General features: G+C 60.8%; 25 protein-coding genes. 13 read left to right on the forward strand and 12 right to left on the reverse strand.

Going from position 1 to position 26223, the window contains the following annotated elements; all coding sequences use genetic code 11:
• Positions 1 to 177 precede the first annotated feature (177 nt).
• Positions 178 to 660 carry an acyl-CoA thioesterase gene (locus tag AC3IT9_RS28850; protein WP_046038855.1) on the forward strand — a complete coding sequence of 161 codons (483 nt, stop codon included), beginning with the start codon at positions 178 to 180 and terminating at the stop codon, positions 658 to 660.
• Between the two features lie 129 nt (positions 661 to 789).
• On the opposite strand, the gene pdxY is transcribed toward AC3IT9_RS28850, so the two are convergent.
• Positions 790 to 1662, reverse strand: coding sequence for a pyridoxal kinase PdxY (pdxY, locus tag AC3IT9_RS28855; RefSeq protein WP_150757443.1), 873 nt, complete (start codon positions 1660 to 1662; stop codon positions 790 to 792).
• Positions 1663 to 1781: 119 nt separating this feature from the next.
• Here pdxY and AC3IT9_RS28860 point away from each other — a divergent pair, with 119 nt between their 5' ends.
• Entirely contained in the window at positions 1782 to 2195 is a 414-nt protein-coding gene (locus tag AC3IT9_RS28860; RefSeq protein WP_458370525.1) for a DUF3301 domain-containing protein, read from the forward strand.
• 4 nt (positions 2196 to 2199) lie between these two features.
• On the opposite strand, the gene AC3IT9_RS28865 is transcribed toward AC3IT9_RS28860, so the two are convergent.
• Entirely contained in the window at positions 2200 to 3171 is a 972-nt protein-coding gene (locus tag AC3IT9_RS28865) for a CobW family GTP-binding protein (RefSeq protein ID WP_489271543.1), read from the reverse strand.
• A gap of 27 nt (positions 3172 to 3198) precedes the next feature.
• Between AC3IT9_RS28865 and AC3IT9_RS28870 the strand changes: the two genes are divergently transcribed.
• Positions 3199 to 3555, forward strand: a complete 357-nt coding sequence (locus AC3IT9_RS28870; protein WP_489271544.1) for an NADH:ubiquinone oxidoreductase — start codon at positions 3199 to 3201, stop codon at positions 3553 to 3555.
• A gap of 15 nt (positions 3556 to 3570) precedes the next feature.
• Here AC3IT9_RS28870 and zigA read toward each other — a convergent pair whose 3' ends face one another.
• The gene (zigA, locus tag AC3IT9_RS28875) at positions 3571 to 4776 is read right to left on the reverse strand and encodes a zinc metallochaperone GTPase ZigA (RefSeq protein WP_489271546.1); all 1206 of its coding nucleotides are present in this window, start codon (positions 4774 to 4776) and stop codon (positions 3571 to 3573) included.
• 142 nt (positions 4777 to 4918) lie between these two features.
• Between zigA and AC3IT9_RS28880 the strand changes: the two genes are divergently transcribed.
• From AC3IT9_RS28880 to AC3IT9_RS28910, 7 genes are all read left to right on the forward strand, one after another.
• Positions 4919 to 5296 (forward strand): glutamine synthetase, encoded by a 378-nt coding sequence (locus AC3IT9_RS28880; protein ID WP_489271547.1) that lies wholly within the window; start codon positions 4919 to 4921, stop codon positions 5294 to 5296.
• Between the two features lie 145 nt (positions 5297 to 5441).
• Positions 5442 to 6338 (forward strand): GTP cyclohydrolase FolE2, encoded by an 897-nt coding sequence (gene folE2, locus AC3IT9_RS28885; protein WP_489271548.1) that lies wholly within the window; start codon positions 5442 to 5444, stop codon positions 6336 to 6338.
• The gene (locus AC3IT9_RS28890; RefSeq protein ID WP_489271549.1) at positions 6335 to 7003 is read left to right on the forward strand and encodes a metal ABC transporter ATP-binding protein; all 669 of its coding nucleotides are present in this window, start codon (positions 6335 to 6337) and stop codon (positions 7001 to 7003) included. The genes folE2 and AC3IT9_RS28890 overlap by 4 nt, the downstream gene beginning before the upstream one ends.
• Positions 7003 to 7869 (forward strand): metal ABC transporter permease, encoded by an 867-nt coding sequence (locus AC3IT9_RS28895; RefSeq protein WP_423503003.1) that lies wholly within the window; start codon positions 7003 to 7005, stop codon positions 7867 to 7869. The genes AC3IT9_RS28890 and AC3IT9_RS28895 overlap by 1 nt, the downstream gene beginning before the upstream one ends.
• 11 nt (positions 7870 to 7880) lie before the next feature.
• A complete protein-coding gene (locus tag AC3IT9_RS28900; protein WP_489271550.1) occupies positions 7881 to 8756 on the forward strand; it encodes a metal ABC transporter substrate-binding protein in 876 nt (291 codons plus the stop codon).
• Complete coding sequence (locus tag AC3IT9_RS28905) at positions 8753 to 9313, forward strand: gamma carbonic anhydrase family protein (protein WP_423503001.1); 561 nt, start codon at positions 8753 to 8755, stop codon at positions 9311 to 9313. The genes AC3IT9_RS28900 and AC3IT9_RS28905 overlap by 4 nt, the downstream gene beginning before the upstream one ends.
• A gap of 120 nt (positions 9314 to 9433) precedes the next feature.
• Positions 9434 to 10321, forward strand: a complete 888-nt coding sequence (locus AC3IT9_RS28910; protein WP_489271551.1) for a His/Gly/Thr/Pro-type tRNA ligase C-terminal domain-containing protein — start codon at positions 9434 to 9436, stop codon at positions 10319 to 10321.
• A gap of 89 nt (positions 10322 to 10410) precedes the next feature.
• Here the strand turns inward: AC3IT9_RS28910 and AC3IT9_RS28915 are convergent, their stop codons facing one another.
• Complete coding sequence (locus AC3IT9_RS28915; RefSeq protein ID WP_150753798.1) at positions 10411 to 10932, reverse strand: DUF3617 domain-containing protein; 522 nt, start codon at positions 10930 to 10932, stop codon at positions 10411 to 10413.
• Positions 10933 to 11064: 132 nt separating this feature from the next.
• On the opposite strand from AC3IT9_RS28915, the gene cls reads away from it, so the two are divergent.
• The gene (gene cls, locus AC3IT9_RS28920) at positions 11065 to 12504 is read left to right on the forward strand and encodes a cardiolipin synthase (protein ID WP_489271553.1); all 1440 of its coding nucleotides are present in this window, start codon (positions 11065 to 11067) and stop codon (positions 12502 to 12504) included.
• Here the strand turns inward: cls and cfaB are convergent.
• From cfaB to hflK (AC3IT9_RS28945), 5 genes are all read right to left on the reverse strand, one after another.
• Complete coding sequence (gene cfaB, locus AC3IT9_RS28925) at positions 12501 to 13685, reverse strand: C17 cyclopropane fatty acid synthase CfaB (protein WP_150757439.1); 1185 nt, start codon at positions 13683 to 13685, stop codon at positions 12501 to 12503. The two genes, cls and cfaB, sit on opposite strands and share 4 nt — an antisense overlap.
• Positions 13686 to 13903: 218 nt before the next feature.
• Positions 13904 to 15814, reverse strand: a complete 1911-nt coding sequence (locus tag AC3IT9_RS28930) for a heavy metal translocating P-type ATPase (protein WP_489271554.1) — start codon at positions 15812 to 15814, stop codon at positions 13904 to 13906.
• The gene (gene hflK / locus AC3IT9_RS28935; protein ID WP_489271555.1) at positions 15811 to 16869 is read right to left on the reverse strand and encodes a protease modulator HflK; all 1059 of its coding nucleotides are present in this window, start codon (positions 16867 to 16869) and stop codon (positions 15811 to 15813) included. The genes AC3IT9_RS28930 and hflK (AC3IT9_RS28935) overlap by 4 nt, the downstream gene beginning before the upstream one ends.
• A complete protein-coding gene (hflC, locus tag AC3IT9_RS28940) occupies positions 16866 to 17897 on the reverse strand; it encodes a protease modulator HflC (protein WP_489271557.1) in 1032 nt (343 codons plus the stop codon). Before hflC ends, hflK (AC3IT9_RS28935) begins: the two co-directional genes overlap by 4 nt.
• Positions 17894 to 19852, reverse strand: coding sequence for a protease modulator HflK (gene hflK / locus AC3IT9_RS28945; RefSeq protein WP_489271558.1), 1959 nt, complete (start codon positions 19850 to 19852; stop codon positions 17894 to 17896). Before hflK (AC3IT9_RS28945) ends, hflC begins: the two co-directional genes overlap by 4 nt.
• A gap of 215 nt (positions 19853 to 20067) precedes the next feature.
• Here hflK (AC3IT9_RS28945) and lpdA point away from each other — a divergent pair, with 215 nt between their 5' ends.
• Entirely contained in the window at positions 20068 to 21468 is a 1401-nt protein-coding gene (gene lpdA / locus AC3IT9_RS28950) for a dihydrolipoyl dehydrogenase (protein WP_489271560.1), read from the forward strand.
• 111 nt (positions 21469 to 21579) lie between these two features.
• Here the strand turns inward: lpdA and AC3IT9_RS28955 are convergent, their stop codons facing one another.
• Positions 21580 to 22053 (reverse strand): Lrp/AsnC family transcriptional regulator, encoded by a 474-nt coding sequence (locus AC3IT9_RS28955; protein WP_150724827.1) that lies wholly within the window; start codon positions 22051 to 22053, stop codon positions 21580 to 21582.
• 145 nt (positions 22054 to 22198) lie between these two features.
• On the opposite strand from AC3IT9_RS28955, the gene AC3IT9_RS28960 reads away from it, so the two are divergent.
• The gene (locus AC3IT9_RS28960; protein WP_489271562.1) at positions 22199 to 22828 is read left to right on the forward strand and encodes a LysE family translocator; all 630 of its coding nucleotides are present in this window, start codon (positions 22199 to 22201) and stop codon (positions 22826 to 22828) included.
• A 3-nt stretch (positions 22829 to 22831) separates the two neighbouring features.
• Here AC3IT9_RS28960 and AC3IT9_RS28965 read toward each other — a convergent pair whose 3' ends face one another.
• Positions 22832 to 24949: a hypothetical protein gene (locus tag AC3IT9_RS28965; RefSeq protein WP_489271563.1), complete on the reverse strand. Its 2118-nt coding sequence runs from the start codon at positions 24947 to 24949 to the stop codon at positions 22832 to 22834.
• Positions 24936 to 26132: a DUF3142 domain-containing protein gene (locus AC3IT9_RS28970; protein ID WP_489271565.1), complete on the reverse strand. Its 1197-nt coding sequence runs from the start codon at positions 26130 to 26132 to the stop codon at positions 24936 to 24938. Before AC3IT9_RS28970 ends, AC3IT9_RS28965 begins: the two co-directional genes overlap by 14 nt.
• Positions 26133 to 26223: the final 91 nt, after the last annotated feature.

Here is a 26223-nt window from a genome sequence, read left to right on the forward strand (position 1 = left end):
TTTTGCAGGGTAACACCGCGACTTCTGGCAGAAAGGCGGTGCAATATATGGAAACAGATCGATCCGGCGTGACGGCGACCCCGCACCCGGCGTCCCGATAACTGATGGTTTGAAAAAACCGCCGAGGCACCCGCAGAGGTGCATCCCTCAAACCTGGCCTTGACCCGTGAGAATGCTATGGAACCCGGAAACGCCCAGCTGTCGATGACGGTATTGATGACCCCCGACATGGCCAACTTCTCTGGCAATGTTCACGGCGGCACCCTGCTCAAGTACCTCGACGAAGTGGCCTACGCCTGCGCCAGCCGTTATGCCGGCCGCTATGTGGTGACCCTGTCGGTGGATCAGGTCATTTTCCGTGAGCCGATCCATGTCGGCGAACTGGTGACCTTTCTCGCCTCGGTCAACTACACCGGCAACACCTCCATGGAGGTGGGCATCAAAGTGGTGACCGAGAACATCCGCGAACGCTCGGTGCGCCACACCAACAGCTGCTTCTTCACCATGGTTGCGGTGGATGACCAGCGTAAACCTGCCTCCGTACCACCGTTGCAACCGCAGAATAGCGAAGACAAGCGTCGTTACATGCAGGCCCAGCAGCGCCGACAGATTCGTCAGGAGTCGGAAAAGCGCTATCAGGAGATCAAGGGCGACGTCTGACGTGTTCGATCGTTCAATCGCCATCGCGGGCAAGCCCGCTCCCACAGGGATTCAAGTTGTAAGCACTCTTTGTGCAACACAGCAAAACCTGTGGGAGCGGGCTTGCTCGCGAATGGGTTCAACGCTCAATCAGAGGCTGATCGAGGTCGCCTCGAACCGCACCCGCGGATGAGCAATCCGGTCCTGAGCCCGAACCAGTTCCAACTCGTAGCTGGCACAGGCCTGGGTTTCCAGCAGCACTTCATGCACCGCCGACGCCGTGAACTCGAACGCGGCCACCAGGCTGTCGCCCAACAGCACACGCGCCAGGAACAGGCCGGACGTCAGATCGCCCACGCCCACCGGCTGACGCGGGAACGCCAGCAACGGGCGCTGCAAATGCCAGCTGCCTTCGGCCGTCACCAGCAGCATCTCGAAGGCCTCTGCCGATTTGCCTGGGTAGTCCAGATGCTTGACCAGCACTGCTTTCGGGCCGCGCACCAACAATGCACGCGCCATTGCCAGGCAATCGAACAGCGATTGCGGCTTGCGCCCGGAGAAGCTGTCCAGCTCCAGCTGGTTCGGGCACATGAAGTCCGCCACGGCGGCGGCCTCTTCCAACAGGAAATCACTGACCTCCGCCGGAACACTGCAGCCCTTCTCCGGATGCCCCATGACCGGGTCACACAGGTACAGCGCCTTGGGATTCATCGACTTGATCCGCGCCACCCCCGTCAGGATCGCCCGGCCCTGGGCCGCACTGCCGAGGTAACCGGAGAGCACCGCATCGCAGTTGCCCAGCTCGCCAATCGCCGCGATGCCTTCGACCAGGTCAGGTATCTGGTGCGGCGCCAGCACTTCACCGGCCCACTGACCGTACTGGGTGTGATTGGAGAACTGCACGGTGTTGAGCGGCCAGACATTCACCCCGACCCGTTGCATCGGGAAAACCGCGGCACTGTTGCCGGCGTGACCGAATACCACGTGGGACTGGATAGCGAGCAAATGCGGTGTACGTTTCATGCGGTGGATTTCCGTAAAACGATTGAAATTCTAGCCGCGCAGTATGCGACTAAACGCAGCCTGTACGACAGACCAGCGACGCAGTTAAGCTGACACTATCTTGTTGGAGCACCCTGTTGATGCTGACCCTTGGAAATATATTCGTGCTGATGCTGTTCGCCACTGCTGGCGCATGGCTATGGCATAACCACGGCTTGCGTGAGCGCGCGCTGGAGCGGGTCAAGCAGCATTGCGGCAAACTCGGGATCGAATTGCTCGATGGCAACGTGGCCTTGAAAAGAATCGCGTTCATCAAGGATGCCAATGGTCGGCGACGCCTGGCCCGTGTGTATAACTTCGAATTCACCGTGACCGGTGAATCCCGCCATAACGGCACCATCACCCAGTTCGGCGCTCACAGTGCACAAATTGAGCTGGCGCCCTACCCGGTCCCTTTCGACGAGACCGAACCGGTGGTCGACGTGGCGAAACCTCGCGCGGAAGTGATCGAGCTGAGCCAGTGGCGCCAGGACCATACCAAGTGGCGGCCTTGAGCCGTTAACCCGATCCGGATCGGCACGCTGCCAGCTCACGCTGCAATCGATCTGCATTCTGCACCTCACTGAAAATCAGCTCGATACGCGAATCCTGCCGCCATTCACTGAGCTTCCAGTCCAGCACCGAGTTATCCACCGCGTTCGCCGAGACCCAGCTGTGGGTACTGTGGATAACCAGCTTCGCCCGCCTCCAGCCAAGGCTTTCAAGCCACCGGCCAACCAGAGCGGCATCAAACACCTGGCTTGGGTGCCAACGCCATCCGATGCTCCAGCCTCCGTCCTGTTCCTGACTCAAGCAAATGGGCAACGCGGGATCGCTCCAGAGCGCCGGCAGCTGCGCCAATCCCTTGGGCACGACGAAGTTATCCACACCTGCCCGCGCTTTGGCATTCAGCCCTGGCAACTCGCTCAAGGGTAAAGCCGCCTGTTGCGTCCAGCACAGGGGGAGCGGCGGCAATTGCCCGGCGATTCGCTGGCGACTGTCTTCTTCAAGGCCTTCAGATTTGTTCAACAGCAGCAATCCCGCATGGCCCAGCGCTTGCCGTTGAACATCCGGCAGCGGTTTGCCAGCGGCGAGCGACTGGGCATCCAACACCAGCACACAAGGCTGGACAGCCAACACGCCTTGCCACGGTGCTTCACTCAATTGCCTGAGCAACTGCGCCGGATGCCCTAGCCCCGAGGGCTCGATGAACAGCCGATCCGGTTGTGCCTTGCGCAACAAGCGCCCAAGACCAATCTGAAACGGCGCACCGTTGACGCAACACAAGCAGCCCCCGGCCACTTCCCCCAGTGCGATACCATCGGCGTCCTGGGTCAGCAGCGCAGCGTCGAGACCGATCTGGCCAAACTCGTTGATCAACACCGCCCACCGCTCGCCAGCCGGGCGCTGGGCCAGCAGGTGCTTGATCAGGCTGGTCTTGCCGGCGCCCAACGGGCCGGCAATGACATGAGTGGGGATATTCTGCAGCATGGTTGATGATTTCTGAGGAGGTGGTGGATGCGGTTAATCGGCTTGTCGTTGTTCCTGGCACTCGTTTCAGGCGAGGCGCTGGCCCAGGCGTGTGTGGTTCACAGCCAGGGCGAGCGGCTTGATGTCCAGGTTTGCCAGCAGAACCGCAACATCCCGCCAAAACTCTTCGCCGATGGTTTCTGCCAACCAAACCTGGCAGGGCAGAAAGTCGATGTGCAGTATGTCGATCAATGCCCCGGCGGCGCATTTGGTATCTGCAGCAACGCCCAAGTCGCCAATATGCCCTACCGACAGGATATTCACTATTACGGCGTTGCCACCGACGCGGCGTACTTGCAGCCGTACTGCGAGACCCAGAGCCAGGGCGCCTGGCTCAAGCCTTGAAACGCCAGTAGTGGATCAGGCGGCCTCTTCATACCAAGGGCCGAATGGATCAGGCAGCAAACGCCAGCCCTCTACGCCCAGCGCCATTTCCTCATCGGTCAGCAGGCATGCGTCCAGCTCGGCCGTGAGCTGCGTGAAGTCGATATTCTGGCCGATGAACACCAGTTCCTGGCGGCAGTCCCCGCTGTCCGCAGTCCAGTTTTTCATGATCCCGGCGGTACTTTCTTCGTCCTGCGGCCATTGGTTTTTCGGTACGAAACGCCACCAGCGCCCGGCAAAGCCATAGCGCATCAAACCACCGGCCTGAGACCAACTACCGGCGTCCATGTGCTTGCTTGCCAGCCAGAAAAAGCCCTTGGAGCGCAGCAGTTTGCCATTGTCCCAGGGACCGTCGATGAAGTTGAAGAAACGCTGTGGATGGAACGGCCGGCGAGCCCGGTAAGCACTGGAAGCAATGCCGTATTCTTCGGTTTCCGGCACGTGTTCGCCACGCAATTCCTGCAACCATCCCGGTGCCTGGGCAGCCTTTTCGAAATCAAAACGACCGGTGTTGAGAATCTTGTTCAAAGGGATTTCGCCCATCGCCATCGGAATGATTTCCGCCCGGGCGTTGAGCCGCTCAAGAATGGCGATCAATTCTTCGCGCTGGTGGCTGCTGATCAAATCGATCTTGCTGAGCAAAATCACATCGGCGAACTCGACCTGCTCAATCAACAGGTCGGTAATCGAACGTTCGTCTTCCTCCCCAAGGGTTTCTCCTCGGGAAGCCAGGCTTTCGGCAGCCTGGTAATCGAGCAGGAAGTTCATGCCATCGACCACCGTGACCATGGTGTCGAGACGTGCGATGTCATTGAGGCTCTGGCCGTTTTCATCGCGGAAGGTGAAGGTTTCCGCCACCGGCAGCGGTTCGGAAATACCGGTGGACTCGATCAGTAGATAGTCGAAGCGACCCTCCCTGGCGAGTTGACTCACCTCCTCCAGCAAGTCTTCACGTAACGTACAGCAAATACACCCGTTACTCATCTCCACCAACCGTTCTTCAGCTCGGTTTAGGCTGACATCACGCTGGACTTCGGTGCCATCGACGTTGATTTCGCTCATATCGTTGACGATGACTGCAACTCGTAATCCATCACGATTACGTAGTATGTAATTAAGAAGTGTACTTTTTCCGGCGCCTAAAAAGCCGGAGAGAACGGTCACGGGAAGTCGATTGGACATCTGCATATTCCTCACAGGGATGCCCGGTCGCTGTGTCGGGCTTACATAATGTTATACTGTAACAACACAAATAAACCATCCCCTCTTGCCCGGCAGGGCAAAGGACAGGATGCTGAACGCCGCTCCCCTCGTGAGAAAGCCCATGCGCAACGCCCTTAAACCTGCATTGATCATGCTTTCCCTGCTGGTGGCTGCCGACGCGACGGCCCAGGTCCCGAGCCTGGCCAAGTGCACCCGCAGCGCCAACCTGCTGGCCTGCGTGGATGCGGATGGCAACGCCTACAGCGTCAATACCGCCGGCAGCACCCTCTATCTGCGGGGTTTCGAAACGGCCGGAAAACGCTATTGGGCACAGACCAACAGCCGCTACGGCCAGCTTACGTTTTTCACCGGTATCGCTTCCGATGGCGAGGCCTGGGTTGGCTACAACCGGCGCGTCGGCTGGACCACGATCAACCGGTTTTCCAGCTCCGGAGGCAGCAGCGCCAGGTTCACCTGCAACCGGATCGCTGGCTGTTAGGCCTCTTTGTTTTTCTGTTGATGGCAAGAAATCAGGCTGAGTACGTGGTGGTTACGCATGATGAAAGTCCGTTCATGAAAAAGGCATCGTCGATTTTATTGTTATGATATAACATTCAAATTCAACTCCCACGATGGACCTGCTCATGAATGCGCTGACTCTGCCGGATATCGCCGCGCAGGCCTCACGCCAAGCCCTGCCACTGGAGTGGGTGGGCATGTGCGGCATTGCTCTTCCCGTTTTGTTCGATGGCCAAAGACTGAATGCAAAGTCCGATGCTGGCGTAAGCCTCGACGATGGCAACGCGCGTGGCATTCACATGTCACGGCTCTATCTGGCGCTTGAATTGTTGGAGCAGGAAAGCCTTTCACCGGCTTTATTGCGGCGGGTTTTGCAGCGTTTTCTTGAGAGCCATGAGGGGCTATCCAGCAGCGCACACCTAACCATTCATGCCGATTTGTTGCTGAAAAGGCCGGCGCTGATCAGTCCACTGGCTGGCTGGAAAAGCTATCCGGTCAGCATCGAAGCGCGTTTGAAAAACGCGATGTTCCACGTGGAACTAAAAATCGATGTGCCTTATTCCTCAACCTGCCCGTGTTCTGCGGCCCTTTCTCGACAGTTGATTCAGCAACAATTCGTCGATGATTTCGCCAACAAGCCACTGCAACACGCCGACGTTTTAGCGTGGCTCGGTTCCACGAACGGCATAGTCGCCACACCTCACAGCCAACGCAGCAGCGCAAAGTTGCGCGTACGGCTGGCTGATTTTTTGGACGAGTTGCCTTTGATCGCCATCATCAACGACGCCGAAGCCGCACTCGGCACAGCCGTTCAAACAGCGGTAAAACGCGCCGACGAACAGGCCTTCGCCCTGGCCAATGGTCAGAACCTGATGTTCTGCGAGGACTCCGCACGCCGTTTGAATCTGGCCCTGAAACGCTCCACAGGCATCAATGCCTTCCACATTCGCGTCACCCACGCCGAAAGCCTGCACGCCCATGATGCGGTAGCCGAAAGCCGTTTCAACTGGGAGGTCGCATGATTGCTTGCCACGCCTTGCGCTGGGGCGCACCGGGGCAACCACTCACACCCGCGCTGGACTTCGAACTGTCGCAGGGCAGCCTGACCGCCATCATCGGTGCGAACGGTTCCGGGAAAAGCAGCCTGTTGAAGGTCATCGCCGGCTTGCAAAAACCGTTGGCCGGAAAGGTTCGACTGAGTGTTCCACTCAAGGGGGGTGTGTCGTTCCTGCCCCAGCAACAGCACCTCGACAGGCAATTCCCGATCAGCCTTCAGGCATTGGTCGCCGCCGGTTTCTGGGGCAACAAACAGCCACCCGAGATCCGTAGCCAACGGCTGAAAACCGTCCTCGAAAACTGGTGCCTGAAAGGCCTGGTAGATCGACCCTTGATGGCCCTTTCCGGCGGCGAATTGCAACGCGCCCTGCTCGCCCGTTTGAGCCTGACCGACGCGCCCTTGCTGTTGCTTGATGAACCCCACGCGGCCCTCGATGAACTCGGCCAGGCATTGCTCTGGAAGCACATTCACGAATGGCACCTCGAAGGCCGGACACAGGTGGTCGTGTGCCATGACCTCGCAGCTGCCCGCGAGCACATCCCACACACCTTGCTGATCAAAGGCAGCGGTTGCCTATTCGGCCCGAGCACCGAACTGATCCGCCAACCACCACAAGCGCAGGTGGCCTGATGATCGCTGCCGCGCATCTTTGGCAACCGTTCCACGAGTTCGTGTTCATGCGTCGGGCGCTGCTCGGCGGTTTGCTCCTGGCGTGCAGTACGGCACCCCTTGGGGTGTTTCTGATCCTCAGACGCATGAGTCTGATCGGTGACGCTGTCGCCCACGGCATCCTTCCCGGTGCGGCTCTGGGTTTCTGGTTTGCCGGATTGAGCCTGCCAGCGTTGACCATCGGTGGCCTCAGTGCCGGCCTGAGTATGGCCGGCCTCGCGGCCTGGATTACGCGGCGCACCGGCCTGCGAGAGGACGCCAGCCTCGCGGCGATCTACCCGATTTCCCTGGCCGGTGGCGTACTGATTCTCGGCATCGCCGGCAAACGCCTGGACCTGTTGCACCTGTTGTTTGGCTCGGCGCTGGCGGTCGACGGCCCGACCTTGACCGGCATGCTTTGGGTCTCGGGCCTGAGCCTGATTGCCATGGCATTGATCTACAAACCACTGCTGCTCGACACCCTCGACCCGCTTTTTCTGCAAACCGTCAGCCGACTCGGCCCACTGGCCCACGGCGTGTTCCTGACGCTGGTGGTGTTGAATCTGGTCATCGGCTTCCAGGCGATCGGCGCGTTGATGGTGGTCGGCCTGATGATGTTGCCTGCCGCCGCGTCACGTTTCTGGAGTCGCCGCCTGCCGGTACTGATCGTCGTCGCCGCCTTGCTCGGCAGCCTCTCGGTGTGGGTCGGTTTATTGATCTCGTTCTATTACTCGCTGCCCAGCGGCCCGGCAATCGTGCTGGTGGCCGGCGGTGGGTATCTGTTGTCCGTGGTGTTCGGGCCGGTGCACGGCTTGCTGCGACGCCCGCCTTTGCTTACATCCCAATGAGGTGTTACCCGATGCGCGCTTTACTCGTGCTGTTCAGCTTGATGGTGTCGATGTCACTGTCTGCCGCCGAAAAACTTCAGGTGGTCACCAGCTTCAGCATCCTTGCCGACATGACCCGGCAGGTCGGCAAGGAGCATATTCAGATCACCAACATGGTCGGCCCGGACGCGGATGCCCACACCTACGAGCCGACACCGGACGACGCCAAAGCGCTGCTCAAGGCCAGGCTCATCATCAAGAACGGCCTGGGTTTCGAGCCCTGGCTGGATCGTCTGGTGACGAGCACAGAGACCCGGGCGCCGGTCATCAGCGCGAGCCACGGCGTCATCCCGCGTAGCCTGGATGAAGACGGCGAAACCGTTCCCGACCCGCATGCCTGGCATAACCTGGCGAACACTGAGTTGTACATCGCCAACATCACCAAGGCGCTGATCGCCGCTGACCCGGCGAACACCGCCGACTATGAGCGCAACAGCCAGGTGTACCTGAAGCAGGTCTACGCCCTGCTCGCCGAAGCCAAGGCCAAGCTCGGCTCACTGCCACCGGGCAATCGCAAGATCGTGACGTCCCATGACGCCTTCGGTTATCTCGGCCAGGCCTACGGCATCGAGTTCATGGCACCTCAAGGCCTGTCCACCGAGCGCGAACCTTCAGCCGCCGAAGTGGCCGCACTGATCACCCAGATTCGTCAGGCCAAGGTCAAAGCCGTGTTCATGGAAAACATCAAGGACGCCCGCCTGCTCAAGCAGATCGCCGATGAAAGCGGCGCGCAGATCGGCGGCACGCTGTACTCCGATGCCCTGGCGGCGAGCGGTCCGGCCAGCACCTTCACCGGGTTGTTCGAGTACAACCTCAACACCCTGTACAACGCGTTGAGCAAGCCATGATCCGCAAGAACCCTTCAGGAGATTTACCGCTGATTGCCGAGTCGGCCTACGTCGACAAGACCGCGATCATCTGCGGCAAAGTGGTGATAGGCGAGAACGTGTTCGTCGGGCCCTACGCGGTGATCCGCGCTGACGAAGTCGATGACTCAGGCGACATGCAGCCGATCACCATCGGCGCCAACTCGAACATCCAGGACGGCGTGGTGATCCACTCCAAATCCGGTGCGGCGGTAACCATTGGCGAGTTCAGTTCCATCGCCCACCGCTCGATCGTGCATGGTCCCTGCACCGTGGGCAATCGAGTGTTCATCGGCTTCAACAGCGTGCTGTTCAACTGTGTGGTTGGTGACGGTTGCGTGGTGCGGCACAACTCGGTGGTGGACGGTCGTGACCTGCCTGACGCCTTCTACGTGCCATCCACTACACGGATCGGCCCTAACACCGACCTCTCGCAATACCCGCCGGTGAGCGTCAGTGCCTCGGAGTTTTCCGAAGACGTGGCGCGCACCAACGTCGACCTGGTGCGCGGCTACAAAGCCCTGCAAAACGAGTTCTGAAGCGGGTGGCCAAAAACAGCCAACGTGTCAGGACAAATTGCCTGCCACGACAAACGTCTTAATGTTTGCCCCTATGGTTTATGCGATAACGCTCGTTAGAAGCACGTGAGTACGCCGACCATGATCCAGATCACCCTGCCCGATGGTTCATTGCGTGAATACGATCAGCCACTGTCCGTGCATGAGGTGGCCGCCAGTATCGGCCCCGAGCTGGCCATCGCGGCCGTAGCGGGAAGGGTCAATGGTGTACTGGTGGACTGCGAATACATGATCGAGGCGGATGCCCGGGTCAGCATTGTCACCCCCCGGGAGCCGGACGGCCTGGAGATCCTGCGCCGCTCCTGTGCATTGATGCTGGCCATGGCGGTCAAGCAACTCCACCCTCATGCGCAAATGCGTGCGGGAAAGGAATTGGGCGACGGTTTCTTTTACGAGTTTGCAGTCGAGCAACCGCTGACCCCGGCAGACCTGCCCCTCATCGAAGCGCGCATGCAGTCACTGGCAGCGACCAATCACTCGATCCGTCGTCGGCCGGCGCGCGAAGCAGTCTCGCTGTACCGTCTGGGGGACACCGAGTACCAGAGCCATGGACCCCACGTCCCCACCACCAAAGTCTTGCAGGCGTTTGCCCTCGATCACATCAGCGGCACGTTGCAGCAACGGATCTACGGCACCTGCTGGTCCAGCCATCAGGAACTGCAACACTGGCGCGTTCCACCCCACGTGGTTGTCGTGAGCATGGATGACCGCCAGGCGACTTATGCACAAGCGGTGACCGAATCCTTGCGCCGAAGGGGCGTACGCGCCAGGGCCGACCTGCGTAACGAAAAAGTCCACTACAAGATTCGCCAGCACAGCCAGACCGTGCCGTACCTGGTGGTGGTTGGTGAAAAGGAACAGGCTGGGGGGTTTGTCAGTGTGCGCAGTCGCACGGGGGAGGATTTTGGGCGGATGGCTGTCGAGGTAGCGTGTGAGTGGTTGAGTCGGCCGGGGATTCAGGACGGCTGAATGGACGCTTTCGCGAGCAGGCTCGTTCCCACATTGGTTTTGTGAACACCACAGATCAAATGTGGGAGCGAGCCTGCTCGCGAAGCTTTTTAAGCTCTTGGCTTCACCGTGCCGCAATCCTGCCCCAACCAGACGGCGCGGGATTCGAGGCTGCCCTTCTGCTGAAGGCCGGTGGCGTTGAACGTCCCGTTGACCTTGGTGGTGAATTCGCGATCACTGAGGAACGTCGCCACACCGGCACCCTGGGCTCTCGGGCAGCTGAAACGGAATTTCCACTGGTTGCCGGAGCGGTCGGTGATTTCCTGTTTGCAGCCCGACTGCGGATCGGTCAGCGGAATGTTGTCGGTCTTGACCTGTTCCGGGGTCAGGCACGCCCGGATCCCTTTGCCGCCCATGGTGATGCCCTGCTTTTCCAGCTGGGCGCGCTGCTCAGGGGTCATCTGGCTCTGGATCTGGCCGAGGATCAATTGCAGGTCCGGCATATTCTGCTCGTCGACCTTCATGTTGCTCGTGGTCATCTCCCACAATCCTGGTTGCAGCATTTGCGCGTGAGCCGCCACAGGAAGTGCCAAACCCAGTGCCATGGCCAAACCCAGCAGACGAACGTTCATCGAGTAACTCCTGATCAGTAGTGGCCGTTAGACGTCTGCCGCGGGCTTCGGTTCATGGGCCAATTAATTAGCGACATTCTGCACGGAACATGGTCTGTTAAGCACTGAATCTTCAGGAGCAAGGCAGCCCCCATGGATTATTTCGGACCGCATATTTTCGGTTACACCATCGCCCTGCTGCACTCGCTGGGCATGATCGCGGCCATACACGCCGTGTTGACCGTCCGTACCGCCCAAGGCTCGATCGCCTGGGCCCTGTCGCTGTTTTTCATCCCTTACCTCACGCTGATCCCGTACCTGATGTTCGGCCGCAGCACCTTTGATGGCTACATCAAGGCCCGGCGGCAGGCCAACGAGGAGATGCGCAAGGCCGTTTCCGAACTCAACTGGCGACCCTGGGTAGAAGAAGCTCTCACCGCCCGCGCTTCTTCCGCCTACGCCTCACTCAGAGCGATGCCCAAGCTCGGACACATGCCCTGCCTGGCCAATAACCAGACGCGGCTGTTGATCAACGGCCAGACGACATTCGACGCCATTTTCGATGCCATCAGCCAGGCGAAAGAAGCCGTGCTGATCCAGTTTTTCATCGTCCACGACGACCGCCTCGGCCAACGCCTGCAGACTTTGCTGTTGAAGAAAGCCGCCGAAGGCGTGGCGATCTACCTGTTGTATGACCGAATCGGCAGCCACTCCCTGCCCAACGGCTACGTGCAGGCCTTGCGTGATGGCGGGGTCGAGGTCAAGGGTTTTGGCCCCCGTAATGGCTGGTTCAATCGCTTTCAGGTGAACTTCCGCAACCATCGCAAGATAGTGGTCGTAGACGGCATTCTCGGCTTCGTCGGCGGGCACAACATCGGTGATGAATACATGGGCGAGAAACCGCCTCTGGCCCCCTGGCGCGATACCCACGTGCAAGTGCGCGGGCCAGTGGTGGCGTGCATGCAGGAATCTTTCGCTGAAGACTGGTTCTGGGTGGCTCATGCCCTGCCGCCACTGATCCTGCCCGAGGTTTATCCGGAAGACGGCGTGCTGTGCCAGTTGCTCGCCAGCGGGCCGGCAGACCCCTACGAAACCTGTTCTCTGTTTTTTGTCGAAGCGATCCATGCGGCGACGGAACGGGTCTGGATCACCAGCCCGTACTTCATCCCCGATGAAGCCGTGTTCGCAGCGTTGCGCCTGGCGGTACTGCGCGGTGTGGATGTGCGACTGCTGTTGCCGTCTCGACCCGACCACCGAATCGTCTACGCCGCCTCCAGCCTTTACGCCTTCGAAGCCGTGCGCGCCGGTGTGCGGGTGTTCCGTTACGAGCCCGGATTCCTGCATCAGAAAGTGGTGTTGATCGACAGCGAAATCAGCGCCATCGGCAGCGCCAACCTGGACAACCGTTCGTTCCGGCTGAATTTCGAAGTGATGTTGCTGACCGTCGACAGAGCCTTTGCCGCCGAGGTCGAACAGATGCTCAACGATGACTTCGCCAACGCCCACGAAATCGCCAAAGGAGAAGGCCGGGAGACCCACCGCCTGCAGCAGGTCGGCATGCGGGTCGCCCGGCTTATTTCGCCGATTCTCTAGAGGTAGATATCGTCACGGGTCCATGGCAGTTCATGACTGCCATCGGCGTGGGCCTTCACCGCGAGAATCTGGTGCAGGTTGATCCAGCCACGGGCGAACGCGTAGGCGCAACCGGCCAGGTACAGCCGCCAGATGCGCAGGACTTGTTCCGGTACGAGCTTGGACGCCGCTTCGAGGTTGTCTTCCAGGCGTTCGCTCCAGTGATCGAGCGTACGTGCGTAGTGCAGGCGCAAACTCTCGACATCGACGATTTCCAGCCCCGCCTCACTGATCTCGGCAGAGATCATCGACAGGTGCGGCAGCTCGCCATTGGGGAACACATATTTCCCGATGAAATCTCCGGCACCACGTCCCACCGGACGGCCATCGGTGTATTTGGCGGTGATCCCGTGGTTCATCACCAGGCCGCCCTCTTTCACCGCGCCGAACAAGGTATTGCAGTATTCGGCCAGGTTGGCGTGGCCAACGTGTTCAAACATGCCGACGCTGACCACTTTGTCGAAACGGCCATCCTGCGGCAGATCGCGATAGTCGAGCAGCTGCAGTTCGACCAGGTCCTCCAGGCCCTCCGCTTTTACGCGTTCCCGGGCCAGGGCCAACTGTTCCTTGCTGAGGGTGATACCGAACACTCTCGCGCCAAATTCCCGCGCCGCAAAACGCGCCAATCCGCCCCAACCGCAACCCACATCCAGCAGATACTCGCCGGGCTGCAGGCGCAGCTTGCGGCACAAATGACGGAACTTGGCTTGCTGGGCCTGTTCGAGGGTTTCGCTGCCGGTCTCGAAGTAAGCGCAGGAGTACGCCATGTCACTGTCGAGCCACAGCTGATAGAACGCGTTGGAAAGGTCGTAGTGGTAGGAGATCGCCTTGGCGTCCATCTCTTTGTCGTGGGCGCTACGAACCGGCTGATTGTCGTCGTTTTCATCCAGCAACGCCTGGCTCCATTCATCGCAGACACGGATCACTTCGCTGATGGAGCCTTCGAGTTCCAGTTTGCCTTCGACAAAAGCAGCGCCAAGGGCGTCCAGGCTTGGATGGGTAAACTGGGTGACCATTTGTGGGTCCTTGACCACAATAGTGACGCTGGGCGCCGGTCCCAGATTGAGTTCATGGCCATCCCAGAGTCTCAGGCGAAGCGGTAATTGCAGATTCTGTAAGGCCGGTGGAAGATGCGCGAGCATGGAGAATCTCCCTTGTATCAGACGTCTAAACAGAGGGTAGACCATCTTTGAAAAATAGCTGGCTATCGAATTAATAGCCGATTTCAATGATTCGCGACGCCTGCACCTGCCGCCGCGAACGCACAAAAAGATGTGCCCTCATCTCCAATGACTACGAACCGGGCGCACAGTTCTAAAAAGTTGAAGCCCCCGTGATGACCCGGTTTAGAGCATCGCCTTCAGGCTTCGTCCTTCAGTTTGAGCAACGGCTCCTGGAACCGCAGCAAACGACCGGCATTGCCCAACACCAACAAGGTGCTGAGGTTATGCAGCAACGCCGCAATCATCGCCCCGGCAGCGCCAAGCCAGCCGAACGCGGCGAAGGCCACGATCGCCAGGGTCCAGCCCAGCCCGATGATCACATTGACCTGCAACGTCTGGCGGCACTGACGACTCAGGCGCACGCAGGTGCCGAGGCGGCGCAGGTCACTGCCGATCAGCACGATGTCCGCCGATGCCAGGGCGATGTCCGCACCGCCGGCGCCCATGGCCACACCCACCACGCCAGCCTTGAGGGCCAGGGAGTCATTGATGCCATCGCCGACCACCATCGGCCGGAAGCCGCTGTCGATTTCCTTGAGCACGCGGTTCAGTTTGTCTTCGGGCAGGGCTTGCGCTTCGACGTCGCTGATCCCGACATCCCGAGCAAGCGTTTGCGCGACGCTGTGGCGGTCACCGGTGAGCAACAACTGGCGACCCAATCCGAGGTCGCGCAACTCACCCAAGGCAAATTGCGCCTCGGGTTTGACACTGTCGGCCAGCAACAGCCAGGCAAGAAACTCCCCATTGAGCGCCAGCCCGGCAATCGGACCGTCGTGATCGGGAACCTCCGTTGTGCTGATGCCCAGTTGCGCAAACAACTCCGGCCGGCCGAGCGCCGCTTCGCCCTGCTCGGTCATCGCCACCACGCCCAGGCCCTGGCGCTCATGAATGTCAGAAAGCAGCAGGAAATGCTCCTGGGTCACCAACCCCGCCAGCGCACGGCTGACCGGGTGACTGCTGGCCGAGCCGAGGCTGGCGGCGAGCTTCAGGACATGGCTGCGGTCCTCCAGCGGACTGTCGATGGATTGCAGGCGCAAGGTGCCGAAGGTCAGCGTCCCGGTCTTGTCGACCACCAGCGAAGTCAGGTCCGCCAACTCTTCGAGGAACGCAGAACTGCGGATCAGAATCCCGTGGCGTGCCGCTACCGCCACCCCGGCAATCGCCGTGGCCGGTGCCGACAACACCAGCGCACAAGGACAGGCCGCCACCAACACCGCGAGCATCGCTTGAGCGTTGTTGGTGATGAACCAGGTCACCGCCGCCAGCAGCAACACCAGCACCATATAGCTGCCCGCGTAACGCTCAAGCAAACGAGTGATCGGCGGTTTCGAGCGCTCGGCGTTTTGCATCAGGGCGATGACTTTGCCGAGGGTCGATTCCTGGCCGGTGCGGGTCACTTCGATTCGCAGCAGACCGTCGAGGTTGATCGCGCCGCCGAACACCGACATGCCGACGCCCGCTTCCATCGGTACCGATTCCCCGGTAATGGAAGCGGTGTCCAGACTGGCCTGGCCGGACAACACCCGACCATCCGCCGGCACCCTGTCCCCCGCGCGGACCTCGACCAGATCGCCGGCCTTGAGCGTGCCGTTGTCGACTTCGATGATGGAGCCGTCCGCCTGCACCTTGCGCGCGTGGCTGCGGGTCAGTTTGCCGAGTGCGTGAATCGCCTCCTGGGAACCGATCACGCTGCGCTCCTCCAGCACGTGACCGAAGATCATGATGATCGGCAACAGGGCCGCCGTCAGCAGATCCCCGGTGGCCCAGGCACCCAGCATGGCCAGGGCAATCAATTGATCAGTGATGCCATGCAGGCTTGGATAACGCAGGCTGTACCAGGCCGAGCGCATGACCGGAACGGCGACCAGCAGCGAGGCAAAACCCAGCAGCAGCTGACTGACGCCAGTCTGCTCCGGCGCCAGCCAACGCCAGATCAAGCCCAGCGCGAGCAGGCCCAATGCGAGCATGGCCAGGGTCAACTGGCGCGCGGCGCGGCGCTGTTCGGCCGAAGACAACAGGCTCGGTGCGGCGGCGGTTTGAGCGGTCATTGTGCAGCTCCCTGAATGATCAGGCGGGAATCGTCTTTGGGATCGACCGTCGTGACTGAACCGGCCTGACCAAGAATTTTCGGCAACCGCTCGCGATAAATGCGCAGCAGCATTTGCGGGTCAGTGCCCTGTTGTTGCGCCTTGGCCAGGCTCAACACCGTGGCCGTGTCGGTGGATGCTTTGGCCAGTCGTTCACTGGCCTGGGCATGGGCAACCTGTAATGTTCTGTCGGCTTGCTCGTTGGCAGTTTGCGTCAGCTTTTCGGCTTCGGTACGCGCATTGGCCACGGCTTTGTCGGCCTGCTGGCTCGCTGTGAGTACCGCATTGAAGGCATTCACTGCTGGGCTTGGCAGACTCGATTGCACATCGACCCGCGCCACCTCGATCCCCAGTCCCTGCCCCGTCGCCGTGAGTTCAGCAAGACGCTGGTTGATGCCCTGCACCAGATCGCCTCGCAAGCGCTCGCGTCGTTCCGCCGCCTGACTGTCAGCACCGATCAGCTCTGGCCGGGCAACCAGGATAGTGTCCAGATCGCGTGCGGCGGTGAGTGCCACAGCGCTGCGGGTGACCAACCGATCCAGTGCCGGCAACACATGTTCGGCCTGAAGTACGAACGCATAGGGTTCAGTGACTTTGTAGAAAACCCGAACATCCAGTTGCACCACACCGGCATCACCCGTTAACAGATAGCCGGAGCCTGCGAGGGCATCGCTGATGGGCGTGGCAAAACTGGCCACGCGATCTGCCTGGATCGCAGCACCACTGCGCAACAAACCTTCCACTCGACGCTCGATCACCCGCTCCGCCGCCGGCAACAAAATCACCCGCTCGAACGGTTGCGGCCATGCCAGTAACAGCCCGGCATTCTGAATGCGATCCAGCGCGCCGAAATGCAAAACCACCGCGCGATTTTGCGGATCGATCTGCCGCACATTGGAAAACGCCCAAGCCAACGCCGCCAACACTGTCACCGCGTACAGGGCGAGAAACGCCAAGCGCCCGGCCTGAATCCAGGGGCTGCTCAACTCATTTGTTCCACGTGGAACCAAACTCATGGCTGCGATCCGGACTTGTTGTCGAGGCTCGGCGGACCATCAACCAACACCCGGAACGGTGCGGCGTCGGTGCGCAGAATCAGCTTGGTTCCCGGCGTCACCACCGTGCCCAAGGTGTCGAGCGAGCGCAGCAGGTTGTAGAGCTGCGGCGATCCCGCGTAGGCGCGACCGTAAATCTGCGCCGCTTCGACGCGCGATTGCGCTTCGATATCCGCTGCTTTCACCGTGGCATCGGCCTGCACAATTCGCGCATCACGCTCGGCGGCGGAACGAATTTGCGCGGCCTCACGCTTACCGATAGCCGTGCGCTCAGTAGCGATGGTTTCACGCTCGGCGCGCATCCGGTCGACCGTCGCGGTGAGCGTCACCGAAGGCAGCGTCAATCGTTCGATACCGACCTGCAATACGCGCACGCCATAAGTGGTGAGCAGCTGCTGATCGATTTGCTTGCGCAGTTGTGCTTCGAAATCGGCAATGCGCACCTGGCTGGCATCGGTATTGACCAGGTTCGCCAGATCAAAACTGCTGGCGGTGGTTTCCAGTGCGGAGCCGACAAAGGTGCGAATCTGCCGCGCGGCTTCATCGGGCTGGTTCTGCACCGCGCGCATGAAACGTTGCACGTTGTCCGGATCGCCCTGCACCTGCCACGCCACGTAGGCCTGAACGATGATGCGCAAACCGTCCCGCGTACCGACATCCTGCAAACCGCTGGACGTGGTGCGCAGCCGCAGATCCACCGGAATCGCTGCTTCGAACGGTGCCGGCCAGCGCCAACCCAGTCCCGGCTCCAGCAAGACTCGCGATGGATTGCCGAAGCGCGTGATTACCGTGGCCTCCCCCGATCGCACCTGCACCAGGCTCGCGGCGGCGACCGCAAACGCCACCAGCAATGCCGCCCATCCCATCCGGCGCCACGGGAATGGACCGGCCTCCTGCGGATCGCCGTGATGATGGTGATGGCCGTGGTGGTGATGCCCGCCATGACCGTGATCGTGGCCGGCGTGATCGTGCGTATGGGACTGGCTCAATTGGCAGCTCCTGGCTGAGCGGTTTTACGCGACGGCGCAGGGTCAACCGGCAGCGTGAAAGTACGGAGGTCGATGGTCGGCGCATTGCTGCTGCCGCCCAGACGATGATCGAGCACCAGCAATTTGGCGTTGGCCAAACCCTGGGACAACTGACTGAAATACTGCTCCAGCACAAAGGCCTGGCCAGCGCTGGCATAGGCTTTTTGCTCGGCGTTGAATTTCAGGTCTGCGGCCTGGGCGCCAGCGTTGATTTCACGGGCGCTGGCCGTCGCCTGATCGCGGGCGATGCTGGCCTGCAACTGCGCCTGGTTGGTAGCCTCGGCGGCGGCGCCACGTTCACGGGCGATCAAGGCTTGCGCGCCAATCTGCGCCGCTTGCACGCCGTGATAGGCATTGGCTGCACCGGCCGGAGGATGAATCGCTTCGACCACCGTGGCGAGAATTTCCACGCCGCTGTCGAGTTTTTTCAGGTCCGCCTGAACTGCGCGGCCGATCTCTTCGGCCAGCCCTACCCTGTCCTCGCCAAGCAATCCGTCGAGGGTGCGCGAGGCGAAGTCGTGAACCAGGATTCGGCTGGCGGTGCTGCGAATCAACATCGGCACATCGGCACTGTTATAGGTCGCGGCCAACGCCGCCTCATCGCTCAGACCGATGCGATAGACGAAGCGCACGTCCATGTTGACGATCTGAAAGCTCTGCTTGTCGGCTCGGCTGCTGGCGATCACCTGGGATTTGTCGTTCACATGGCTGGCGTCCCACAGGCGATTGGCAATCGCCGGGGCCGGACCTTCAGCGGGGTCGGCCTGAATGGGGGCTGTGGTTTCGCCAACACTGGTGGCCAACTCGTGAACCACGCCATTCTCGACGCTCAACACCCGGCCCAATGGCCAAGGCAAACCCATGTGCAAGCCTGGACCGAACACCTCCACTGGCTTGCCGAATCGTTCGTAGATGCCACGCCCTTGCAGGGCAATTTCGTGAATACCGGTCAGCGACCAGCCAACCAGCGACACCACCGCCAGCACCGGCAGGAACGCCCGACGCATGTAAGTGAAGGCCCAGATCTGCCGCAGATCGATGCCGAAGCGGTTATGCAATTCGTGCTGCAACGCCAGCAATGGCTGTGGTGGCCAGCGCAGCATGTCAGCGACAAAACTGCGCGCCAACAACTCCGGCTCAAGACGGTCGCGGCGCGGACTGAACAATGACAACACCGCGCGCAGCAACAGTTCTACCGCCACCAGCCCCGGTAGCAGTCCAATCAACACCGCCAGGCGTACAGGCCACACCGACGTTTCATCGGCAAACAACAGACAAAAAGCACCGAGCACCAGGCTGATGATCGCCACACGAATCAATTGCGCCAACGTAGCGGCTTCAGGCCATTGCGCGGTGTTTTCCTGCGCCAGATGGCGCTCCATCACCAACAGACCGAACGCCAACAGCAAAAAGCACGCAGCCCCGACCGTGGCCGACAGGCCCAGCGCTGCCGGGGGCAACGTGAGGTTCCAGGCCAGTTCGACGCCCAATACCGCCAACAATGCCCAGCCGCCAAGCCACAGCGTCGGCGCGCCGATTTGCCCGAGCAGGTGCTGCGATTGCTGGATGATCCGGTCCAGCAAACGCTCATACCACCCCGAAGGCGCGACAGACTCGTCGACAACGACCACCGGCACCTCGGGACTCATGGCGCGGGCACGCCACTGGGCTACCCACCCGGCCGATTGCAAACCGGCCATCAACACCACAGACGCCGCGCTCAGGTTCAGCAGCAACGCTGGCCACAGTGTTTGCGACGAAAACAGTCCGACAAAAAACGCCAGCAGCACACCCACCGTCGCGAATACGCCCGCACCGATGGCGAACTGGCGCAAACGCCGCCCTTGAATGACCGCCTGCTGAAAGCGCGGCAACCCGGCTAACGGCGCTTCATCAACATCGAGATCGACTTGCATACCACCCCAGAGTGTCTTCGCTTACAGAACAATTCGTTACGATATAACGAAAATGGTGAAATTTCTGTTTTCAAGCGCGCTATCTAAAGATTCCCAACCTGTCACTTAGCTGAAGCCTTGACCGAAAGACGGCAGAACGCACATATTACGCCCGTAATTTTATCCAGGAACTACTTTTACCCATCCCTACCCCCTTTCGATCCAGGAGTACATCCATGAGCATTTATGACGTCGTGATACTCGGCGGTGGCCCCGGTGGTTACAACGCGGCGATCCGCGCCGGACAACTGGGTCTGAAAGCCGCCTGCGTGGAAGGACGCGCCACACTCGGCGGCACCTGCCTGAACGTTGGTTGCATGCCGTCCAAGGCGTTGCTGCATGCCTCCGAACTGTACGACGCGGCCATGGGGGCGGAATTTGCCAACCTGGGGATCGACGTCAAACCCAGCCTCAACCTCGCCCGGATGATGACGCAAAAGGATGAAAGCGTTACCGGGTTGACCAAGGGCATCGAATTTCTTTTCCGCAAAAACAAAGTCGACTGGATCAAAGGCTGGGGCCACATCGACGGACCGGGCAAAGTCACGGTGACCGATAGCGCCGGTGGCAAGACCGAACTGATCGCCAGGGACATCATCATCGCCACCGGTTCCGAGCCCACGCCCCTGCCTGGTGTGGACATCGATAACAAACGCATCCTCGACTCCACCGGTGCCCTGGCCCTGAGCGAGGTGCCCAAGCATCTGGTGGTGATCGGCGCCGGCGTGATCGGCCTGGAACTGGGTTCGGTCTGGCGACGCCTTGGGGCACAGGTAACGGTGGTCGAGTTTCTCGACCGGATCTGCCCCGGCGTGGACATCGAAGCCGGCAAAACCCTGCAACGCTCCCTGAGCAAGCAAGGCTTGAGTTTCAAATTGAGTTCAAAAGTGACCAGCGCCACCAGCTCCGCCAATGGCGTTCAGCTCAGCATCGAGCCTGCCGCTGGCGGTACCGCCGAGTTGCTGGAAGCCGATTACGTGCTAGTGGCCATCGGGCGCCGACCTTATACACAGGGCCTGGGCCTGGAGAACGTCGGCCTCGCCACTGACAAACGCGGCATGCTCACCAACAAGGGGCATCGCACCGAAGCCGCCGGGGTCTGGGTGATTGGTGACGTGACCTCGGGTCCCATGCTCGCCCACAAGGCCGAGGACGAAGCCATGGCCTGCGTCGAGCAGATCGTCGGCAAGGCGGGCGAGGTCAATTACAACCTGATCCCCAGTGTGGTCTACACCAAACCGGAACTGGCCAGCGTCGGCAAGACCGAAGAGCAGCTCAAGGCCGAAGGCCGAGCGTACAAGGTCGGCAAGTTTCCCTTCACCGCCAACAGTCGGGCGAAGATCAACCACGAAACCGAAGGCTTCGCCAAAGTGCTGGCTGATGAGCGCACGGATGAAGTCCTTGGCGTGCACCTGGTCGGCCCGAGCGTCAGTGAAATGATTGGCGAGTACTGCGTGGCCATGGAGTTCAGCGCGTCGGCCGAAGACATTGCCCTGACCTGCCACCCGCACCCGACCCGCTCCGAAGCCTTGCGCCAGGCGGCGATGAATGTGGAGGGGATGGCGACGCAGATGTAAGACTTGAAGCGTTGCAGTGACTGATCTATCGCTATCGCGAGCAGGCTCGCTCCCACAGGTACAGCGCAAGCCTTGTGGGAGCGAGCCTGCTCGCGATGCAGACGACTCGGTCTACAGCGGCAAATGCTCCAGCGGCAACACCCCCGGGGCCTTCACCGTGTGAATCGCAAAGTTGCTGCGGATGTCGCTCACACCCGGCAGCTTCAACAATCGCCCGGTGAGAAAGCGGTCATAGGCGCGCAAGTCCGGCACCACCACCTGCAGCAGAAAATCCGACTCCCCTGACACCAGAAACGCCGAAATCACCTCGGGTAATGCCGTCACCGCCTGGCGAAAGGCTTCGGCTTGTTCGTCGTTATGACGCTCGACCTTGACCCCGACAAACACCGTCAGCCCCAACCCCACTTCATCGCGATCCAGATTGGCCTGGTAGCCGCGAATAACCCCCGCCTCTTCAAGCATCCGAACCCGGCGCAAGCAAGGCGATGCCGACAGGCCGATCTCGTCTGCCAGTTGCACATTGCTCAGGCGGCCATCCCGTTGCAGCGCGGCGAGAATCTTGCGGTCGTAGGCGTCGAGTTTCATGGTTTGGCAGATCCTGATGGTTCAATCTTGATTAAGTGGCAGATTATGCCAATGCACGACCCGATAGAAGCTGACAACGCAAGCACCTGCCCCGCCCTTCAGCCCTAGACTGGCACGACCAAATCGACAACGAATGGGGTGCAACATGCAAGGTCTCTGGCTGTTTTTCATGGCACTGGCAGTGGTCTACCTGTTGCCGGGGCCCGACATGATCCTGCTGTTGCAGACCGGTGCCCGCCAGGGCAAAGGCGCCGCGCTGGCCACGGCCGTGGGCCTGGGCATCGCCCGGGGTTGCCATGTGGCATTGGCGGCGCTGGGGCTGGCTGCACTGTTCAAGGCGGCGCCCTGGACTTTCGACGTGGTGCGCCTGGCCGGTGCCGCGTATCTGCTGTGGATCGGCATTCAGTGCCTGCGAACCACGATGCTGCCGAGCCTCACCAGCGCCGACGCAACCGGCGAAAAACCACGCTGGGGCGCAGCCATCCGACGCGGACTGCTGACCAACCTGCTCAATCCCAAGGCACTGTTGTTCTGCTCCGTGCTACTACCGCAATTCATCGACCCACAGGCCGGGCCGGTGCTCGGGCAATTTGCGACGTTGGGCGTGGTGCTGGTCGGTGTCGGTTTGCTGTTCGACAGCGCCTACGCTTTGATCGGCGCGGCACTCGGCCGTTGGCTGCAACGCAGCCCCTCAGCCCAGCGCCTGCAACAATGGTTGTTCGGCAGCCTGTTGATCGGTTTCGCCGTGCAGCTGACCTTTGTGCAACAGGCTTGAACCTCACTGCACCTTGCGCCGGCGACGGTTGATCAGCCACAACGCGACAGCTGTTATGACAATCACTGCGCCATATTGCAGAGGTTTTTTATAGGGTCGCAATGACGAACGCGCGGCATCGGTCACCTGCGTTACATAACGCTTGTCGGCATTCTGGAAATCCGGATACGGACATTGAGAGCCGAAGTTGAACGCCCAATCCACGTAGGGACCTTCTTTGACATAGCGTTGGTACAGCGCACTTTGTTCTTCGAGACTGCTATTCCATCCGTACGCCTGACACAGCACCGCGGCAAAAGCCTGGCTGCTGTGAGGTAAAAGGTCCGCCGCCTGGCTGGCCAGCGCCGTGGCAACATACCGGTAGTGGTAACGCTGATCTGGCTGGGCAGCGCTGACCTGCTGACGCTTCACTTCGTCTGCGGCCACCAGCGGCCCGACCTTCAGTTCCGCGCTGTCCAGCACGTAGTTGCCGTCAAACGTGGCGAAGTCCGGGGCCATTTCGTAACCGAGAATTTCCATTCCCGCCTTACGCGCGACGACAGCCGAGTTAAACAAGGCTGCCGCCCGCGTCGTCGGCCACCAAGCGGCATCGGCCTCTTTGCGCAAAATGGCATACGACTTGGCCTTGTTCTGCAAATCGACGTTATCGAAGTACGCCGGCGCCTCCTCGTAATGCCCCTCGCGCAGCAAGCGCCGACCCAGCAGATTGCGCAGGCTCGCCGCCACCGGCAAGGGCACGTAGTTGTCGCGGTCCTGCTGGCTGAGCGGCAGGGGTGCCGGCACTTGAGTGTCGACGTAGTGCTTGAGTTCTTCGAGGGTCAACACGCGCTCGGCAACGGTGGCGGCGTCGAACCAGTAAATGCTTTGGCTGCGATACAGCTGATCGAAGGCTTGCAGGTAATCCCCGCGTTGCAGGGCCAGGATCGCACTTTCACCCTCGACCCGGCATTTGGGCTGAAGCGTTTCGTAATCGAAGTCCGGGGTCCGTCGCTCGCCCCAGGATTCATTCTGCGGGAAGGCCTGGGCCGCTTTGGCATAGGCTGCGGCGGCCGCGCTCTTATCGCCCTCGCGCACTGCCAGTTTTGCCCGCAGCCACCAGGCCAAACCGCCATCGCCGGCGTGTTCGAGGAAAGCCTTGGCGCTGGCGTAATCGCCCTGTTGATAATTCATCGCCGCCAGGCGGTCTGCGTTTTCGAGACTGCCACGGGTGCTGTTTTGCAGCAGCTTGATCATTTTTTGTTCGTTGGCCGGTTGATCGCCGAACGACCAACCCAACCGACTGATCAGCGATGCGGTCACCAGTTGCTGCACTGGCTGGCCCTTGAGCAACTTGGCCACTTGATCCTCCGGCAGCGTCATCAGGTCCGCCATCAATAGCTTCAGCGATTCGTAGCCCACCGCGGAGCCGTGCAGATTCTGCGTGGCGTACAGCTCGATGGCGCGGTTCCAGTCGCCAGCGGTGCGTACTACCCGGGCTTCTTCGCCGAGGCTGGCGACACCCAGTTCCAGTGGATCGCTGAAGCCGTCGATGCTCAGTTGCCGGGCTTGCTCGAAGGCCCTTGCGGATTGCTCAAGCAGACCCGGAGCCGCATCAGCTTCGACGCTCATGGCGAACAACGCGCGCCCCAGCGAATAAGCCGCCCAGGTGCTGCGCGAGGCCCGTTGCTCGGCGGGCAAGGCCAGCACTTTCTTGAAATACCCGGCGGCCAAGGCAGGATCACCCGCGCCAAATGCCACAGCGCCGGCCAGGTACAACCTGAGTTCAGGCGGCAGTTGCGCCCCTTCGGTTTCAACCTGACGGGCATCCGTCAGGCTGCGCAGGTGTTTCACCAACACTTGTTGCTCAGCGGGCAGTCCGGCTTGCTCGGCCTGATCCCGCAGCGCTACCGGGTCAGTTTCATCCGCGTAGTTGGCGCCAGCGGTGACATTCTTCAAGCCTTTGATGGCGTGGCCGAGGCGGCTGATTTCGAAGCTGAAGTTGCCTTCCGGCAGTTCCGCCAGCGACTGACCTCGGTTATCCAGCAGGCGCATGGGGAAGTCCGGGCCGCAGGCCAGCGCCGAACCCAGCGGCAAGCTGAGGCTCAGGCAAAGCAAATGACGCGGCCAGTTACGGGTGAACATTCGAACCTCCTTGATCAATGTGTGCGCAGCGAGCCCAACCAATGGCACGCTGTCCGCCGGCCGGAATTCGGCCATCGCGCAGGCGGGTGAAGGTAAGCAGATCCGGACGCTGTTGCAACGCGTAACCGGCCAAGGCATCGGCGCCCTCACAACCGCTGACCGCCAGTGTCAGACGTTCGGGCCAGGTGCGGTCGAGGTTGCCCTGGTTGCTGATGCCGATGTCATAGAGGCCATTGTCGGCCGAGAGTTTCAGGTTCAATTGACTGTCGAGCGCATCCCCCCGCGCCACGGCGCGCAAAGTAGTCAGGCTCCAGGCCCGACGGTCGTTGGCCAATGGCAGGCGAAACCAGATCAGGCCCGCAAGATGTTTCGGTGGATCGGCCCGCAGCTCGGTACCGAGGGTGCGTAACGACTGCGGATCGGCGAGCAACTCCCGGCGCAGTCCTTCGCGCTCCACCGTGACTTCGCTTTCCACAATGGGCGCGCCACCCGCCGACGGCAGCAACGCCACGCCATAGGCCGGCAGCGCCAGATAGAAGGGTTTCGTCGTGATACGGCTCCAGGCCTTCGCCCATTGCCGGGCCTGATCGGCATCAAACAAGCCACGACGCGGATCGCTCACCGCGTGTACCTGCAACACACTGCTGTCGACTGTGGATAACAACGCCGACAGTTCGCGACTGTCGAGCCAGGACGGCAACGCAGTGATGCTCAGGGGCAACGACGTCGGCAATGCTCCGCGCAAATGCGCGAGAAACTGGCGATACACCGGTAGCCGGGCATTACCCGCATCATGGTCGATTTCCACGCCGGCGAGGTTCAATCCCTGTCCCTGCCAATCGCTGATCACCTGCCGGATTTGCGCCGTAACCTCATCCTGATCCAGCGCCTTGAGCTGCCCATCCAGGCGGATCACCGCAATCACCGGCCGGCCATCGCGCTTGAGCAGTGCCGGGTCAATCCGGGCCCGACTCCAGCCGGCGTTGGGGAAAGCCTGCAAGGCCAGCACTCGCAACGTCGAAAAATCGACGCGGCTGTCCCTGAGGGCTGCGTCGTGGGCCGGCGTCCACTGGCGCTGCCAGACGTAAAGCTGTTGATCCAGCGGCGGTGCATCCTGTCTTTCGCAACCGGTGGTGAGCGCCAGCGCCATCAGCAAGACCATCGAGCGAGTGAAAAAAACCATTGAAACGCCTGTTCCTGAAATGCAGAAAGGGCCTCTGCGGCCCTTTTTCGTTCTGCTCACTACCCTACCCAGCCATCGACCGGCGGGCAAT

The organism is Pseudomonas sp. KH_046_1, assembly GCF_057839025.1.